Here is a 17513-nt window from a genome sequence, read left to right on the forward strand (position 1 = left end):
TTTATATGACAAAATAGCACTAAATTGCTTTTGGATGCATTTTTGATTTGTTTTAAGAATCTGTAAAATAGTCTAACGATTTAGTAGCCTGAATAATGGAAGAAAATAATTTTAAATTTACTAATGCTGTTTTAGGAGTACCACTTTTTTTTGTGCTGTTCTTGTGGTTTGTTTATTGGCTGGAAATCCGTTTTGGATTTGATTTTGATGAGAACGGAATTTTGCCGAGAACTTTTTCAGGATTGCAAGGTATAATTTTTAGTCCATTCATTCATTCGAATATAGAACATCTCTATAATAATTCTATACCATTACTGGTGCTTTTGGCAGCTTTGTTCTTTTTTTATAGTAAAGAAGCAATAGGAATATTGGTATACGGAATTTTATTTTCTGGAGCTTTGACATGGCTTATAGGAAGAGAAAGTTACCATATTGGAGCCAGTAGTTTAATTTATGTATTGGTTTCTTTTATTTTTTTTAAAGGCTTACAAACCCAATATTATAGATTGGTAGCCTTATCTCTAACGGTAGTTGTTCTTTATGGCGGAATGGTTTGGTATGTTTTTCCAAAAATTGATGAAACTATTTCTTGGGAGGGTCATCTGTCAGGTTTAATTACGGGTTTTGTACTGACTTTTTTTTACAAAAAACCAGAATTCAGGAAAGTGATAAAATATGATTGGGAGCGCCCTGATTATGATCCGTCGGAAGATAAGTTTATGCAAAGGTTTGATGAGAATGGTAATTTTGTCAATCCGCCCAAACCTGAAATTATTGAAGAAGTTCAAATAGAAATGAATTCTTTTTTTATATCGAATTCAAATGTTGTGTATGATTATGTTGAAACGCAAGAGTCTTTAGACGAAAAAAATGAATCAAAACCGGAGCCTTGATTCATTCTATTTTGATAATTTATTATAATCTAGGGCAGTTTAACTGCAATCTAAAATTTGCAATCTGATTTTTTAAATTATTTAGCTTCTTTGTCTAACCGCTTCATATAAAAAAGCGCCACAAGCTACAGAAACATTTAAAGAGCCAATAGTTCCAAACATAGGAAGTTTTGCTTTCTCATCTACAATTTTAAGCACTGATGGGTTTACTCCTCGATCTTCAGATCCCATAATAATTGCTATTGGTTCGTTTAAAGAAACATCATAAATATTTTGATCTGTTTTTTCGGTAGCGGCAACGGTTTTGATACCGCTGGCCTGCAAAAGGAAAATAGCATCTTTTATGTGTTCTACTTTACAAATTGGAATATTAAATACCGCACCTGCTGAAGTTTTTACAGTGTCTCCATTTACTGGAGCCGAGCCTGCTTTTTGAACGATAATTCCATTAACGCCTGTACATTCTGCTGTTCGGATAATAGCACCAAAATTACGTGCATCCGAAATTTGATCCAAAATTAAAAATAAAGGCTTTTTTCCGTTTTCAACGACGGTATCGATTAAGGTCTCTAAATCAAAAAATGAAATTGGTGAGATGCTTGCTACTGCGCCTTGATGGTTGTTTGGAGTCAGTCGGTTTAGTTTTTCAACAGGAACATAAGAGAAATTGATATTGCCACGCTTCATCACCTTCATTAAATCTTTCATCAGTTCGCTGCTTGCTTCCTTCTGAATATAAACTTTATCAACTGTTGCGCCCGCCTGTATAGCTTCAATTATTGCTCTGATTCCAAAAATTTGATGTTCTTTTTCCATGTGGCAAATATAAGTATAATGTTTTTATAAAAAAAAGCCACTCTGAATGAACAGAATGGCTTAGTCTTAATTATTTTAATGAGATTAATTAGCCCACCAAACTGGGGTGTAAAAATCTGAAACAACTGTTGCTTTATTGTTTAACGTTCTTTCTGATTTTGGTGTTATTAATCTTAAAGGAATCTTTTTAGTTTCGCTGCTTTGATTTGGTGTTAATACAGGGAATCCTGTTCTTCTAAAATCATTATATGGTTCAGTACTAGTGAATAAACCAATGTATTTTTGTGTAATAATATTTTGCAAAGTAACTACAGATGCTGCACTTGCTGCAAAGGCAGGATTATCTGTGCCAGTAACATTTACTAATGAAGCACTTATTGCAGCCTGTAATGCTGTTTGAGCGGCAGCAGTATTTCCTAATCTAAATTGTGCTTCTGCCTCAATAAATTTTACTTCTGCTAAAGTAAAAATATTTAAAGGTGTATCTGGTCCTGCAGCAAAGAATTCTCCAAATTGAGATGTTATACCTTCTGCATCTGGTGATTCAGGCGCAGCTCCAGTATAAGTGTCGTTTGCGTCTGTGGTCGCATAAAATGGCAAACGTGGATCTGAACTAGCATTTAACAAATCGATAAAGTATTTACCCATTCCCATGTATCCGCCTCTTTGATTATTAAAGGCATACCATGAACTTTGATTGTTTCCTCCATCAAATTTTGCGACTAAATTTTCTCCATTTGAACTAAGCGATTTTGCTAGATAAGTTAACGCTTTTTGCGCGGCTACAGTGCTACCATCTTTTTTTGTTAATCTCATAGCATATCTTGCTTTGATTCCATAAGCAACTTTAATCCAGGTTTTAGTATTTCCACCATAAAAAATATCATCAGTCCCTGGTACATTAATATTAGCACTTGCAGGTTTAGATAAATCTGCTATTGCTATATCAAGATAGGTTTGAATTCTTTCAATTACGTCTTTTTGGGTGTCATATTTAGGGGTAAGATTACCACTATTACCTTCAAATGCTTCAGAGAAAGGAATGTCACCCCATGCATCAGTTGCATAACCCATGTTAAGAGCTAATAAGATCCTTGCAATACCAGCATAATGAGGGTCTATTGTCTCGAAATTTTTTACAATTGTGTTTGCATTAATACCAGCTTGGTAAATATTGCTCCAATCGCCTTCATTGTCTAATTCTGTTAGAATATAACTTCCATACTCTGAAGATTGAAATGAATTTCCATTCGTATGTTGAGTAAATATAGTAAAGGTTCTGGTTAAATTACCTACCGAGTTATTCACCGTTCCAATTTCGGCAGAGGTAAGTAGCGTCGTTGGAGTAGGTATTACAGTTGGGCTATTAGGATTATCGTTAAATGAGTCTAATTCATTTTCACATGAAGTTAGAGATAGGGCTCCTAATATTATTGATAAATATATTATTTTTTTCATAATATTAAAAATTAAGTTTTAATGTTAAAGCATAGCTTTTTGATCCTGGATTATTAAAATAATCAAAGCCATTAGTATTTGAACCTGATCCTGCAAAAGAATTTTCAGGATCCACTCCTGTGTAATTTGTAATTACAAATAAGTTTCTTGCTGATAGCGTTAAGGATGCATCTCTAACAAAAGGAGCACTTTTTGAAAGAAGTTTTCCAAAATTGTATCCTAAGCTAATGTCTCTCATTCTTACCCAGTTAATGTCTTTTTCAACTTGTTGTTCATTAGCAGCGCCATTATCACCTAAATAATTATTGTAATAGGCTTTATTTGTTACGGCAACTGTATTTGGTGTTCCTGTAGAAGTAACTCCCGGAATTACATAAGTAGCAGTTCTGTCGTTAGCAGAATCTTCTGAAATTCCAAGTCTGTTAAGTCTTCCTGCTGTACCATTCCATATGTCTCCTCCTTGTCTTATATCTAAAAGGAAACTTAGAGAAATATTTTTATATGTAAAATTGTTTCTTATACCTCCTAACCAATTTGGATTCGGATTTCCAATAATCTGAGATGAAGCTTGAACTAATGGTATGCCATTTGATCCAATAATTAAATTACCAGAGCCGTCTCTTTCCCAAGCCGTTCCGTAAAAAACACCTAAAGGTTGTCCTTTTATTATTGCTGGTGTCACATTACCTGAAAAGAAATCACTCCCTTCTCCTGAAAAATTTAAATTATCTTGAATGTCAACTACTTTATTTTCGTTTTTACTCCAATTTACATTAATATTCCATTGAAAGTCAGTGTTCTTAAATATGTCGTACCCTAATTCAATCTCAAGACCTCTGTTCTCTACAGTTGGACCATTAGTGAAATAATTAGTAAAACCTGAAGATGCAGCAATTGGTGCTGAAATCAATAAGTCGTAATTGGTAGATTTATAAGCACTTACATTTAAATGCAATTTTGTAAACATATCTAATTCTATACCAGCTTCGAATTCTTTATTATGTTCAGGTTTTAAATTTGGATTTTTACGAGTCACATCATATGCATAGGATCCAACACCTCCATAAGGGGAAGTTAATTCTGGACCAAATGTATCAAAGTAAGTAGGAGTGTTAAAAACAGTTAGAACATTATAAGGATTTGGAGAGGCAAAAGTACTAGCGTATGCTCCTCTTATCTTCGCTAAATTAATCCAATCAGGTAAATTTAGTGTTTTGTTTACTAACCAAGACCCACTTACTGCAGGATAAAAATAAGATCTGTTATTTGAAGGCAATGTACTGCTCCAGTCATTTCTTCCTGTAACTGTCAAATAAAATTGGTCATATAAACCAAGTTCTATTTGTGCGTAAATACCTCTTTTTATTTGTTGCGAATCATAGTTTGTAGGTAAATAAGTAGCGAAATTGCTCAAGTTATACTGATTAGGTATAAGCATTGTAGATCCTACAGTATACATGTCATTTGAGAATTTTGAGTTGATTGATCCTCCGGCATTATAATTTAAAGATAAGTTGTTATCCATAAATTTAAAATCACCAGTAAAAATCACATCAAGATTATATAGACTCAAAGTATAAGTGTCTAGTATTACCTGACCACTTCCATCTGCTGTAGAGTTACCATTACTGCTGTAAGAGTAATTTTGCTGTGCATGAGTAGTATATGTATCTACACCAGCTCTTACTAATGCATTAAAGGCTTTACTTTGGTTGTATGTAATATGTCCGCTAATAATCTCACGATTTGTCTCATCAGTATATTCGTTATTATGAACAGTGTAATAAGGATTGTCATAAAAAGCATAATAGTTTTTATTTGTTCCTACAGCTGTTTCGTAGTCTCTAAGGTCATAACTTGCAGGTGTTCTAAATAAAGACAACATTATTCCAGCTACATTACTCCCTTTTTGTGCTCTTACTCCTCCTGTATTAGAGTATTTTACATCAGCACCGGCTTTTAATTTATCAGTTATGTTATAATCTGCACTTACACTAAAATTTGATTTTTTTAAGGAAGTATTTGGAACCATTCCTGTTTGTTGTACATTACCAAAAGAAAGTCTAAAGATTCCATTTTCACCACCTCCAGAAAGAGCGATGTTATTTGTAAATGTAACTCCGTCTTTAAAGAAATTTTCAGGGTTATTGTAGGATTTTAGGCCTGGAACGCTAGAAATTTTTGGTCCCCAGCTTTGATTAGTTCCATTGGTTAATGCAAAACCATCTGTGCCATATGTAGCAGGAGCAATATAAGCAACTCCATTAGTACCTGCGGCGTATTCAGTTTGAATTGCTGGAAGTTGACTTACATGGTCGACTGATGCAGAACTTGAAAAATCAATACCGATTCCTTTTCTTTTTTTTCCTTTTTTACTAGTGTAAATTATTACCCCGTTTCTTGCATTCTCTCCATAAATAGCTGCTGCTGCACCCCCCTTTAAGACAGATACGCTTTCAATATCATCAGGATTGATGTCAACTGCTCTGTTAGAGTCATCCACACCACCGATATTAGTACCAGAACCCGCATTATTGTTTATGGAGTTATCGATTATCTGTCCGTCTAAAACTATAATTGGCTGGCTAGAAAGACTAATGGATTTTTGACCTCTAATAATAATTTTACTTGAAGCTCCAGGCGTTCCTGCCGTTCCAGTTACCTGAATACCTGCAGCTTTTCCAGCAAGACTTTCAATAATGTTGACTTCATGTGCTTTTTGTAAATCTTCACCACCAACAGTTGAAGTAGCATATCCCAATGCTTTTTTCTCCTTTTTAATCCCTAATGCTGTAACGACTACACTTTCTAGTTCCATTGCATCACTTGAAAGTTTTACATTAATGGTTGTTGAGCTAGCAGATTTCTCTGAAGTTTTCATCCCAACATAGCTAAATACCAACACTTGGTTTGGTGCTACGTTGATGGTGTATTTACCATCAAAATCTGATTGAGTTCCATTTTTTGTTCCTTTAATAATTACACTTACACCTGGTAAAGGCATACCTGCATTGTCGGAAACAATTCCTGAAACAGATCTTTCTTGCGCAAAAGACATTTGCGCCACTAGTACTACAAGGAGTACTAGTAATCCATTGAACTTTAGTTTCATTTTTAAATATTTTGAATTAGTATTGTAAAAATCATAATTATATGTTAATTAACCTAATGTTGGCTTTCTTTTTTTTTGGTTGAGTTGAAAAATTAACATTATAACTTATCATTATGTTTATGTTACAAAATTTAATATTTGTATTAATATTGATGTTGATGTTGTAAAAAGATAATGATAATCTAAAGTTTATTTTCTTTATTTTGATATAAGTGATTGGAATTCAATTTATTTTCTTTTGTTTAATGAAATGTTTTTTCTTATAATTTAGTTAAGAATGGAAGAGTTGATCTAATAATAATAGAACATAAAAAAAACATCTTTATATTTACTTAATAAAAAATTAATAATTTTTTATTAAGTAAATACTTTAAAATTATTTTTATTAACGATAACTAATCAACTTATTATATTAGAATCTGGTGAATTTTTGCTTTCAGAATGGACTTGTAGTGGTTGTCTGATTTTTTATAACAAAAGTGATATCTAAGTGTGGTTTTATTACAACAGTTTGATTTTTGTATTTATAAAGATTTTATTAATTAGTTTTGGAAATAAAGATGTTTGTTGTTGATTTAATGAAGAAATATATAAAATATGATTTCTAATATAAATGTGTAGATAATAGTATTTTGGATAAAAGTACTGAGTAATGGTGAAGTGCTTTAAAGTGAGTAATAGAGAATTTAAGAAAGAGTGTTTTACACTTTTAGATTATTAGAAATAGAACAAGAAAAATGGATTTGGGTTAAAGAATAATATGAATAATTATGGCTGAATCTACCCTAGAGAAGATATAAAAATTGCCCGAATCATTACGATATTGGTATTTTTTTTGACAAGAAATGAAAAAATTATTATCATTCATTCTTATACAGTTTTACTTTTAATTTATTGTTTAATATTTGATTGCCATTAAGACATTAAGATAAATTTAGTATACATTATCTTAATGGTTATATATAAAAAAACCACCCCGAAATGGGATGGTTTTGAATTTTCAAATTTATCTAAATTAGATTAAATTATATGTGTAAAGAGTATTAACGAGTACCTCCAGCCCACCAAACATTTTCTTTATATACATAAGAACCGTCTCCAAATATAGCTTTAATGTTATTATTTGTAGATACATCAGAATCTCCATAAGGCAATCTAAGTGGGAATTGAGTTGCATTCTTAGGATTTGCTAATTGTATTGGGTGATTTGCTAATGATCCGTACACTGCTAATAAACGTCTGAAATCACTGTATGCCTCAGCAGATTCGTTTTCGTAGAAAGAGAAATATTTTTGTACTGAAATCTCTTTCAATAAAGCTGCATTGGTTGTAATGTTTAGTCCAGCAACATAAGTTGCAGCATTTGTACTTGAAAAATTAACAGCCTCATCTTTATTAAAGGCAGCATTTACGGCAGCAGTCAAACTAGCTGTGCTTGTTACGGCAGCAGAGTTTCTTGCTTCAGCTTCCGCTTTGATGAACAATAGTTCGTGGTAGCTTAACATAAATATTGGATTACTTGGATCTAACAATGCTGATTCAGAGTAACTTTGACTTTGAGAACTAATACCATTAACAAAAAAGTTAGTACCATCAAAATAACCGCTGGCACGTGGGTCATTTGGTCTAGCGACTAATTTGTCATGCAGACTTTTACTAGCAAACAAATATTTTCTATCGTTCCAAAATTGGTAATAAGGGTTTGGAATGCTTTCGTTCTTCATCTTAAATTCCTCAGCTTTGCTGGTAAATGATTTACTTACATAAGTCAATATCTGAGCGTAATTAGGATTTTTAAAAGAAAGACGTAAAGTATAACGAGCAAGCAAACCATTCGCTGCTTTTGTCCATTTAGCTTTGTCGCCTCCATAAATTATATCTTGAGTTCCTAAAACTGGATAAGCTGATGTTTTTCCAAGATTAACTATAGCGTCTTGAAGAGTTGCGAAAACAGTATTGTACAAGTCTTGTTGGCGGTCTAATTTAGGTTGGAAAATTACTCCAGGTTGAAAAGCCTCAGAGAAAGGAACATCTCCATACATATCTGTAAGCAAAGCCAAGTTATATGCATATAGCACTTGTGCAATACCTAGGGTAGTGTAGTTTCCTTTTTCCTGACCTGTAGAACATTTAGCGATTATCAACTTCAGGTTGTACATTGTCTGATAGATGCTGTTCCAAGTGTTGTTAAATGTTGTTTGATTTTGAGGTTCTGCGTTTCTTACCTCTGCATTGTACATTTGACCAAAACCTCCAGCATTTAATTCTGTATAAACTCCCGTATAGAAGGATATTTCTGAACCAGTATTGCTAAATGCAGTACTTGTCATTGCGTCAGTGATAGAAAAGCGAGTTGGTACATCTAAAGGGTCGTTTACATTGGTGTTGATGCTATCCATTACATCCTCCGAACAAGAATTAAATGAAACTGATGCAACCACCGAAAGTAATATGACTTTATATTTTTTCATGATTTTTTGAATTATAATTAATTAATCGTTACATTGATTCCGGCTCCAATACTTGTTGTTTGCGGAACAGATAACCTTTCAAAAGCGCCTGCCATATTGTTGTTTCCTTGTGAAGATTCTGGATCTAAATTTGGCATTTTAGCCCACAGCAAGATGTTTCTTGCAAATGCAGAAACACGCATGTCTAATGCTTTTGACCATTGAGGTAAAGTGTATCCTAAAGAAAGTTCTCTAAGTTTTACGAAAGAGGCATCATATATTGCAGTTTCGGCAATATTTGCATACGATGTATTATAAAGAGCTTGTTTGGTTACTGCTTTTGTGTTTACTGCTCCAGTTTCAGTTACTCCCTCTTGGACTATTAGCTCATCACGGTTTGCTGTTTTGGTGCTTAATCCGTAGGTGTCTAGTAATGAATTTGTTCCGCTGTACATTACTCCTCCGTTTTTCCAATCAAATGTGGCTACAAGAGTTATTTTCTTGTATCTAAATGCAGTAGTTCCTCCTAAGTTGAATTTTGGAGCAGCAGTTCCAAGTGATTTGGTTTCTCCAGACTTAGGTAATCCATCAGAACCAACTATAATGTTTCCTTTAGTATCTCTTGCAAATGATGTTCCATAGAGTACCGGAAAACGTTCTCCTATATTAGCTCTAACCTGTGGTGTTGTAAATCCTCCTAAGAAAATATTATTTACACCTTCTTTTAATTCATCTACGTAATTGTCTATTTTAGTGAAATTAGCAGTTAGTGTCCAATCGAAATCTCTAGTTTTAACGGGAATAACGCTTACTGATAATTCATGGCTATTAGTATGGATTTTTCCTCCGTTCATCACTAAAGTAGCAGCGCCTGTTGAACCAGCCAAAGGCACTTGAAATATTTGGTTAATTACATCTTGTCTAGCGTAGGTATAATCAATACTTACACGATCTTGAAACAATCGTACTTCAGCACCTACTTCGTAAGATCTCGTGTTTTGAGGCTTTAAATTTGGGTCGTACATTACATTGTTTGGTGTGTATGAGTTTACACCATTAAGAGGGTAATTAACAGGAGTGTTTAACCAAAATCCACCTCCGTAGTCAGGTACTGAGTAATAGTTAGCAAGATAGCTTCCTGCTTGACCTACTTCGGCCCAGGATCCTCTTAGCTTTGCAAAAGAGATAGTGGAATTCCCTTTTAGAGCGTCTAATTCAGTTAATACTAGACCTAATGATACTGAAGGATAAACAAATGAACGATTATTTCTTGGCATAGACGAAACTATATCTTGTCTTATGGTTGAACCAAGGAAAATAAAGTTTTTGTACGAAAGGTTTAGATTACCAAAAAGTCCAAAAGTTCTGTTTTTACTAATGTCATCTGTGGCAACTGTTTGTCCGGTATTTTTTAAATTAGCCCAACCACCAAAATTAAGGTCGTTCCCAGTCATGCTATATGATTTCTCGTTTTTGTCATTGATTTCGTTACCAACCAGTGCTGTTAAGTCTAAATCGTCAGAAATCTTGTATTGATAGTTTGCAGTCAATAATGAATTTACAGTTCTAGAATTTATTCCGTAGATTTCTAAATGACCTTTTGTAGTTTGCCCGTTACCGTACTCCTGAATATCTCTATAATCTGTAGAGTAAGCATCAGCACCAAGCTGATAACGGAATGATAATTTATGAGTATCGTCAGTTGAGATTTTCGGAGCGTATTCAACATAAGAATTTCCGTAGAAACGATTTGTTTGCTCGTCAAATGTGTTGTGTGCAGCTGCCCAATATGGGTTATTGAATCCAGTTGTTCTATAATAAACTTGTTTATAAGGATCAGTAGCACTTTCATATCCGTTTCCTTTTAAATCATAGCTTCTCGGACTTGCATAGGCACCTGCAACAGAAGAATCGTTTGCTCCTGTAGCTTTGTCGATTTTAGATTGAACATAATTGCCTACGAATCCGGTTTTCCATTCAGTTCCTAATTTTGTGCTAAATGCAGCTTTTGCATTATAACGTGTAAATCCAGTGCCCGGGATAAAACCATCTTGGTTTGACGAACCTAAATTGAAGGCATACGTAGTTTTATCGGTAGCTTGTGTTAAGCTTAGAGAATTATTTACAGTAATTCCAGTCTTGAAAAAATCACCAAAATTATCATAAGTTCTAGGTGTAACCCATGGATTTAAACCTGCGGAGGCTCTTTGTGGAACATAATATTGACCTGCGTGACTCGTTATGTCTCCTCCATTGTTGGCATTAGATACATTCCCTCCATATTTTGGATCATTTGGTAACGCAGAAATTTTAGGTCCCCAGGTTAGTGAACTTGTCGGGTTGAATACACCAGAAACTCCTTGAGCGTAGTCATTTTGATAATCAATTGTTCTAGATATATTCTCTGCAGAAGTTGAGGTAGAGAAATTTATTGTTGGTTTTCCATTTTTAGAAGCTCCTTTACCGCTTTTTGTTGTAATTACGATTACACCATTTGAGGCTCTAAGTCCATAAAGTGCTGATGCGGCTTGTCCTTTAAGAACGTTGATTGATTCAATATCGTTAGGATCAATATCTACAGCTCTATTTGCACTGTCTGATCCAGTTACACTATTTCCTGTAGAGTAATCAGCTGTTGATGCAATTGGCATGCCATCAACTACATATAAAGGTGTGTTGTTTTGAGTGAATGAACGTGCTCCACGGATTACAATTTGAGAAGAAGCTCCAGGAGCACCACTCGAAGGTGTTATATTTACACCAGCGAGTTTTCCTTGAAGAGCTCCAGCTAAGCTATTGTTGTTTCCTTTGGTTAATTCTTCCGCTTTAATTTCTTGCGTAGCATATCCTAATGCTTTTTTCTCTCGCTTAATACCCAACGCTGTTACAACGACACTCTCTAATAGTGTTGCATCACTTGTCAATTTTGTGTTTACTGTTGTTGAGCTTGCACTTTTTTCTGTAGATTTCATGCCTACATAGCTAAATACCAATACGTCACTTGGTGCTGCTTTGATAGTGTATTTTCCATCAAAATCAGATTGAGTTCCATTTTTTGTTCCTTTGATCAATATACTTACACCTGGTAAAGGCATGCCTGCATTGTCAGAAACAACTCCTGAAACAGATCTTTCTTGCGCAAAAGTTAGTTGCGCTACTAGTACTACAAGGAGTACTAAGAATCCATTGAACTTTAGTTTCATTTTTAAATATTTTGAATTAGTGTGGCAAAAATCATAATAATTTGTTAAGTATCCTAATATCTGAAACCCTTTTTTTTGTCAAGTCTAAAATTTAACATTGTAACTTATCGTTATGTTTGTGTTATAAAATTTTATTTCTTCGTTTTTTGTCTTTCCATTTGTGATGGCAAATTTTAATAAACCATTTGGAGTTAGAACGCCTAAACCGAGCCCAATGCCTAGAAGTTTTTCATTGTTTTTTTTTATTGAAGAAATCGTTGGGTCTTCATAATAGCAGTAATCTAGGATGGAATTGAGATATAGATTGGGTGAAACTAAATATCTGTATTCTGTCATAAGAGCAATCATCAAATTGGCTTGTAGGCTATTTTCTGAGAATCCTCTTATGGAGTTTATTCCTCCAAAGCGATATAATTCATTTGTAATGTAATTCTTGCTTTTTAAAAAATAATTTTGATTTTTTAAATTTATAATATTTTTCTCATTAATATAAAAATCATTTATTATGTTAAAATTTGCAAAATTTTGTTTTATTGATGAATTTTCTATTGTTGTCCTGTTTCCGGTTCCAATAGTTAAATTAAGAAAAGATTTTATAGGGAATAGTTTATTTTTAGAATTGTTTTTTTTGAATTCTATAGAGCTGGTGTAGAAAGTGTTTTTGAAATCTGCTAAATTTTGACTATTTAGATTTTGAATGTCACTGGACTCTGTAGATTCGAATCCAAGATAAATGCGTTTGTTGTAATTTATGAAATAGCCTAATTGCAAAGAGGTCTTTGTGTTTTGAAAAATACTGTCTTGTTTAAAAATATTGATTTGTGCTTTAATAGCTATTGGGCTGTTGAATAAATAAGGGATATTTAAATTAGCATTAAAAAGTTTTTGATTATTTCCGTCATTCTTCCAGTAAATAGATAATTCTTCACCGTTTCTAAGTGCATTAATTAAGGTTAGATCCAAATATCCGTTAAATTGAATTTTTTTATTTTCTGAATTATTGAATCCTAAATAGCCATCGAAATTATCTGCTTTCTTTTTCTCTAAATAGACAAATACTTTCGTACTGTCCTTAGTGAATAATATTTCTGGATATTTAATTTGATTGATAAAGATGAATTCTTCAAAATCATGATTGATTTGTTTTACTGTCTCTTGGTTGAAAATTGAGTTTTTGTATTTTTTTATGATTTGTTTTTCGGCTCCTTTTGGAAAAAGTTTTTTATGCTGTTGATTGGTGTATTTTATTTCTATTGTGTTTAAATTTCTTTTTCTGTCTGTTGAAATTGATAAGTCAGCATATAGATTTTGGTTTTTCTGTTGCAAATTGATGAGTTTTACTTTTGCAAATGCATAACCATTTATTTCTAAATTTTGCAGAGTATGTTTTAAAAATGGTTCTATTTGAGAATATGATAATATTATAGAATCTTGTTTTGCTTCATAAAAACTGTCTAAAAATAAATTGTTTTTTATACCTATATATATATGTATATTTTTTATTCTTTTTTTAAGTGAAAGTTTGGTAATATAACTGCTGTCGTTTTCTTTTTTTTCTTCTAATATTTGATTGTTTATATAGCCTATTTCAGTCAGTTTTTTAACCACAATATTTACTTCTTCAATTGTTTTTTTTGCGTTTTGCAGTTTTGGGGTGTAGCCAATAGAGTCAATTATTTTAGTTTCTGTTGTTGTTTTTCCAATTATTTTTAATTGAATATTTTGACTTTTGGAAGCCAAATAATTAAGAAAAAAAAATAGAATAAGAATTTTGAGTTTCACTTTTAATTTCTTTATGATGATAGCAACGCAAATATCTGTTCTTTGTTTCAATAATCATAATATTTGTCTTTTGAAGTTGTCTTTGTTGATGTTTCTTTTTGGGTTCATTGTGTCTGTTTTTTGTAAAGATGTATTTTGTTAGAACACAAATGTTTACTTCTTGTGAAAATAAATCAATTATGGTTTGTAGAGTGAAAATTAATTTATACATTTGCAACCCCGTAAAAAGCGGGATTTTAATATAATAAGAAATTTTTAGTATTAATTATGCCAACAATTCAACAATTAGTAAGAACAGGAAGAACTCAGATAACTAAGAAGAGTAAATCGGTTGCTTTAGATTCTTGTCCTCAAAGAAGAGGGGTTTGTACGCGTGTTTACACTACGACGCCAAAAAAACCAAACTCTGCAATGCGTAAAGTAGCGCGTGTACGTTTGACAAATGGTAATGAAGTGAATGCTTACATCCCTGGAGAAGGACACAATTTACAAGAGCACTCGATAGTATTAGTTAGGGGTGGAAGGGTAAAAGATTTGCCAGGAGTTAGGTATCACATCGTTCGTGGTGCGCTTGATACATCAGGTGTAGCAGGAAGAACGCAAAGAAGATCTAAGTACGGAGCAAAACGACCAAAAGAAGCAAAAAAGTAATTTAAAACGTTATTCTTGTAGAGTTGCGATTAATCGTGACTGTATGAGTGTGAAATTTTATTAAAAAAAAGACATGAGAAAAAGAGCGGCAAAGAAAAGACCACTTTTACCAGATCCAAGGTTTAATGACCAATTGGTAACGCGTTTTGTGAATAACTTAATGTGGGATGGTAAGAAATCAACAGCTTTTAAAGTTTTTTATGATGCAATTGACATTATAGAAACTAAAAAACAAAATGATGAAAAAACTTCATTGGAAATCTGGAAAGATGCTTTAACAAACGTTATGCCTCACGTAGAAGTGCGTAGCCGTAGAGTAGGTGGAGCTACATTTCAAATTCCAATGCAAATTAGACCAGACAGAAAAATTTCTATGGCTATGAAATGGTTGATTCTTTATTCAAGAAGAAGAAACGAAAAATCTATGGCTCAGAGATTAGCTTCAGAATGTTTAGCTGCGGCTAAAGAAGAAGGAGCTGCTGTTAAGAAAAGAATGGATACTCACAAGATGGCAGAAGCTAATAAAGCTTTCTCTCACTTTAGATTTTAATTCTTAAGAAATGGCTAGAGAACTTAAATATACAAGAAATATAGGAATTGCTGCTCATATTGATGCTGGTAAAACAACAACAACAGAGCGTATATTATTCTATACTGGAAAATCACACAAAATTGGTGAAGTACACGATGGTGCGGCAACAATGGACTGGATGGYACAAGAGCAAGAAAGAGGTATTACAATTACTTCTGCGGCTACAACTTGTGAATGGAATTTTCCAACAACTCAAGGTAAAATTTTACCTGAAACATTACCTTACCACTTTAATATTATCGATACCCCTGGGCACGTTGATTTTACTGTTGAAGTAAATCGTTCTTTGCGTGTACTTGATGGTTTGGTTTTCTTGTTTAGTGCTGTTGATGGTGTTGAGCCACAATCAGAGACTAACTGGAGATTAGCAGATCAATACAGAGTGCCACGTATTGGTTTCGTTAATAAAATGGATAGACAAGGCTCTAATTTTTTGATGGTTTGTCAACAAGTAAGAGATATGTTGAAGTCAAATGCAGTTGCAATCACTTTGCCAATTGGTGAAGAAAATGATTTCAAAGGTGTTGTGGATTTAGTAAGAAACCAAGCTATTGTTTGGGATGATGCTGGTATGGGAGCTACTTATGAAGTGGTGCCTATTCCAGAAGATATGCTTGAAGAAGTAAAAGAATACAGATCGATTCTTATTGAAGCAGTTGCTGATTATGATGAGAATTTGCTTGAAAAGTTCATGGAAGATGAAAACTCTATTACAGAGGAAGAAATCAACGTTGCGTTAAGAGCGGCTGTAATGGATATGGCTATCATTCCTATGATTGCTGGATCTTCTTTCAAAAATAAAGGAGTTCAATTCATGTTAGATGCTGTATGTAAATACTTGCCATCTCCGATGGATAAAGAAGGTATTACTGGAATTCATCCAGATGATGCTGAATTATTAGAGGAAGATCAAACTAAAATCTTGCGTAAGCCAGATGTTAAAGAGCCATTTGCTGCTTTAGCGTTTAAAATTGCTACTGACCCATTTGTTGGTCGTTTGGCTTTCTTCCGTGCTTATTCAGGAAGATTGGATGCTGGATCTTATGTTTTGAATACTCGTTCTGGTAATAAAGAAAGAATTTCTCGTATCTACCAAATGCATGCTAACAAGCAAAATCCAATCGAATTTATCGAAGCTGGAGATATTGGAGCTGCTGTTGGATTTAAAGATATTAAAACTGGAGATACATTGTGTGATGAAAAGCACCCAATTATTCTTGAGTCAATGAAATTCCCTGCACCGGTAATTGGTATTGCTATTGAGCCTAAAACAAAAGCTGACGTAGATAAAATGGGTATGGCTTTAGCTAAATTAGCTGAAGAAGATCCAACATTTACAGTTAGAACTGATGAAGCTTCAGGTCAGACTATTATTTCAGGCATGGGTGAGTTACACTTAGATATCTTGGTTGATAGAATGAAACGTGAATTTAAAGTTGAAGTGAATCAAGGTGAGCCTCAAGTTGAATACAAAGAAGCGTTTACTAAAAAAGCACAACACAGAGAAACTTACAAGAAACAATCAGGTGGTCGTGGTAAATTCGGTGATATCGTATTTATTCTTGAGCCAGCGGATGAAGTTGACGGGAAAACTCCAGTTGGATTGCAATTTGTGAATTCGGTAAAAGGTGGTAACGTTCCTAAAGAATATATTCCTTCTGTAGAAAAAGGTTTCCGTGAAGCTATGAAAACTGGTCCTTTAGCAGGGTACCAAGTAGATAGTTTGAAGGTTACTTTATTGGATGGATCTTTCCACCCTGTGGATTCTGATGCACTTTCTTTTGAGCTTGCAGCAAGAATGGGGTATAGAGAGGTAGCTAAAGCTGCAGGTGCAGTTATTTTAGAGCCAATCATGAAAATGGAGGTTATTACACCGGAAGAAAACATGGGGGATATCGTAGGTGATATCAACCGTCGTAGAGGTCAGGTAAATGACATGGGTGATAGAGCTGGTGCTAAAACTATTAAAGCTGATGTGCCATTGTCTGAAATGTTTGGATATGTAACAACTTTAAGAACTTTATCTTCAGGTCGTGCAACATCTACAATGGAATTTTCACACTATGCAGAAACGCCTGCTAATATTTCAGAAGCAGTAATCAAAAAAGCAAAAGGAAACGCTTAATTTAAAGAAAATGAGTCAAAAAATCAGAATAAAACTAAAATCTTACGATCATATGTTGGTGGATAAGTCTGCTGAAAAGATTGTAAAAACAGTAAAAACTACAGGTGCTGTTGTTACTGGTCCAATTCCATTACCAACTCACAAAAAACTTTTTACAGTATTGCGTTCTCCACACGTAAACAAAAAAGCGAGAGAGCAATTTGAAGTAATGTCATATAAGAGATTAATTGATATTTATTCATCTTCTTCTAAAACTATTGATGCTTTAATGAAACTTGAATTGCCAAGTGGAGTTGAAGTTGAAATCAAAGTTTAAGTACTTTAAGAGTAAAAAGGAACGCCGTTTTTAGGTAAAAAATATTTTTTTGGTTTGTGTGTAAATAAGTTATACATTTGCACCCACTAAAAAAATAGGATTTGCTTAAAAGCAG

The 17513-nt window shown here is 33.4% G+C and carries 11 protein-coding genes; 5 read left to right on the forward strand and 6 right to left on the reverse strand.

Annotated elements, in window-relative coordinates; translation table 11 throughout:
* Positions 1–95 precede the first annotated feature (95 nt).
* The gene (locus tag AC1DVP_RS09150; RefSeq protein WP_477183194.1) at positions 96–893 is read left to right on the forward strand and encodes a rhomboid family intramembrane serine protease; all 798 of its coding nucleotides are present in this window, start codon (positions 96–98) and stop codon (positions 891–893) included.
* An 81-nt stretch (positions 894–974) separates the two neighbouring features.
* On the opposite strand, the gene rlmB is transcribed toward AC1DVP_RS09150, so the two are convergent.
* From rlmB to AC1DVP_RS09180, 6 genes are all read right to left on the reverse strand, one after another.
* Positions 975–1709: a 23S rRNA (guanosine(2251)-2'-O)-methyltransferase RlmB gene (gene rlmB / locus AC1DVP_RS09155; RefSeq protein WP_477183195.1), complete on the reverse strand. Its 735-nt coding sequence runs from the start codon at positions 1707–1709 to the stop codon at positions 975–977.
* A gap of 84 nt (positions 1710–1793) precedes the next feature.
* Positions 1794–3167: a SusD/RagB family nutrient-binding outer membrane lipoprotein gene (locus AC1DVP_RS09160; protein WP_477183196.1), complete on the reverse strand. Its 1374-nt coding sequence runs from the start codon at positions 3165–3167 to the stop codon at positions 1794–1796.
* Between the two features lie 4 nt (positions 3168–3171).
* A complete protein-coding gene (locus AC1DVP_RS09165; protein ID WP_477183197.1) occupies positions 3172–6279 on the reverse strand; it encodes a SusC/RagA family TonB-linked outer membrane protein in 3108 nt (1035 codons plus the stop codon).
* A 1043-nt stretch (positions 6280–7322) separates the two neighbouring features.
* Complete coding sequence (locus AC1DVP_RS09170) at positions 7323–8750, reverse strand: SusD/RagB family nutrient-binding outer membrane lipoprotein (RefSeq protein ID WP_477183198.1); 1428 nt, start codon at positions 8748–8750, stop codon at positions 7323–7325.
* A 17-nt stretch (positions 8751–8767) separates the two neighbouring features.
* A complete protein-coding gene (locus AC1DVP_RS09175) occupies positions 8768–11932 on the reverse strand; it encodes a SusC/RagA family TonB-linked outer membrane protein (RefSeq protein WP_477183199.1) in 3165 nt (1054 codons plus the stop codon).
* Between the two features lie 84 nt (positions 11933–12016).
* Positions 12017–13765 (reverse strand): BamA/TamA family outer membrane protein, encoded by a 1749-nt coding sequence (locus AC1DVP_RS09180; protein ID WP_477183200.1) that lies wholly within the window; start codon positions 13763–13765, stop codon positions 12017–12019.
* 216 nt (positions 13766–13981) lie between these two features.
* Here AC1DVP_RS09180 and rpsL point away from each other — a divergent pair, with 216 nt between their 5' ends.
* The 4 genes from rpsL to rpsJ all read left to right on the forward strand — a co-directional run bounded on the left by rpsL (position 13982) and on the right by rpsJ (position 17398).
* The gene (gene rpsL, locus AC1DVP_RS09185; RefSeq protein WP_007136570.1) at positions 13982–14365 is read left to right on the forward strand and encodes a 30S ribosomal protein S12; all 384 of its coding nucleotides are present in this window, start codon (positions 13982–13984) and stop codon (positions 14363–14365) included.
* 73 nt (positions 14366–14438) lie between these two features.
* Positions 14439–14915, forward strand: coding sequence for a 30S ribosomal protein S7 (rpsG, locus tag AC1DVP_RS09190; RefSeq protein ID WP_026727879.1), 477 nt, complete (start codon positions 14439–14441; stop codon positions 14913–14915).
* 10 nt (positions 14916–14925) lie between these two features.
* Complete coding sequence (gene fusA, locus AC1DVP_RS09195) at positions 14926–17082, forward strand: elongation factor G (RefSeq protein WP_477183201.1); 2157 nt, start codon at positions 14926–14928, stop codon at positions 17080–17082.
* A 10-nt stretch (positions 17083–17092) separates the two neighbouring features.
* Complete coding sequence (rpsJ, locus tag AC1DVP_RS09200; protein ID WP_007803605.1) at positions 17093–17398, forward strand: 30S ribosomal protein S10; 306 nt, start codon at positions 17093–17095, stop codon at positions 17396–17398.
* Positions 17399–17513 lie beyond the last annotated feature (115 nt).

It is taken from the genome of Flavobacterium sp. P3_A6 (assembly GCF_056403035.1).

Excerpts from the sequence above, each read along its gene's own strand:
- rpsG (WP_026727879.1), top strand. The coding sequence starts at position 14,439 with ATGAGAAAAAGAGCGGCAAAGAAAAGACCACTTTTACCAGATCCAAGG.
- AC1DVP_RS09170 (WP_477183198.1), bottom strand. The coding sequence starts at position 8,750 with ATGAAAAAATATAAAGTCATATTACTTTCGGTGGTTGCATCAGTTTCA.
- rpsJ (WP_007803605.1), top strand. The coding sequence starts at position 17,093 with ATGAGTCAAAAAATCAGAATAAAACTAAAATCTTACGATCATATGTTG.
- AC1DVP_RS09150 (WP_477183194.1), top strand. The coding sequence starts at position 96 with ATGGAAGAAAATAATTTTAAATTTACTAATGCTGTTTTAGGAGTACCA.
- AC1DVP_RS09175 (WP_477183199.1), bottom strand. The coding sequence starts at position 11,932 with ATGAAACTAAAGTTCAATGGATTCTTAGTACTCCTTGTAGTACTAGTA.
- rpsL (WP_007136570.1), top strand. The coding sequence starts at position 13,982 with ATGCCAACAATTCAACAATTAGTAAGAACAGGAAGAACTCAGATAACT.
- AC1DVP_RS09165 (WP_477183197.1), bottom strand. The coding sequence starts at position 6,279 with ATGAAACTAAAGTTCAATGGATTACTAGTACTCCTTGTAGTACTAGTG.
- rlmB (WP_477183195.1), bottom strand. The coding sequence starts at position 1,709 with ATGGAAAAAGAACATCAAATTTTTGGAATCAGAGCAATAATTGAAGCT.
- AC1DVP_RS09160 (WP_477183196.1), bottom strand. The coding sequence starts at position 3,167 with ATGAAAAAAATAATATATTTATCAATAATATTAGGAGCCCTATCTCTA.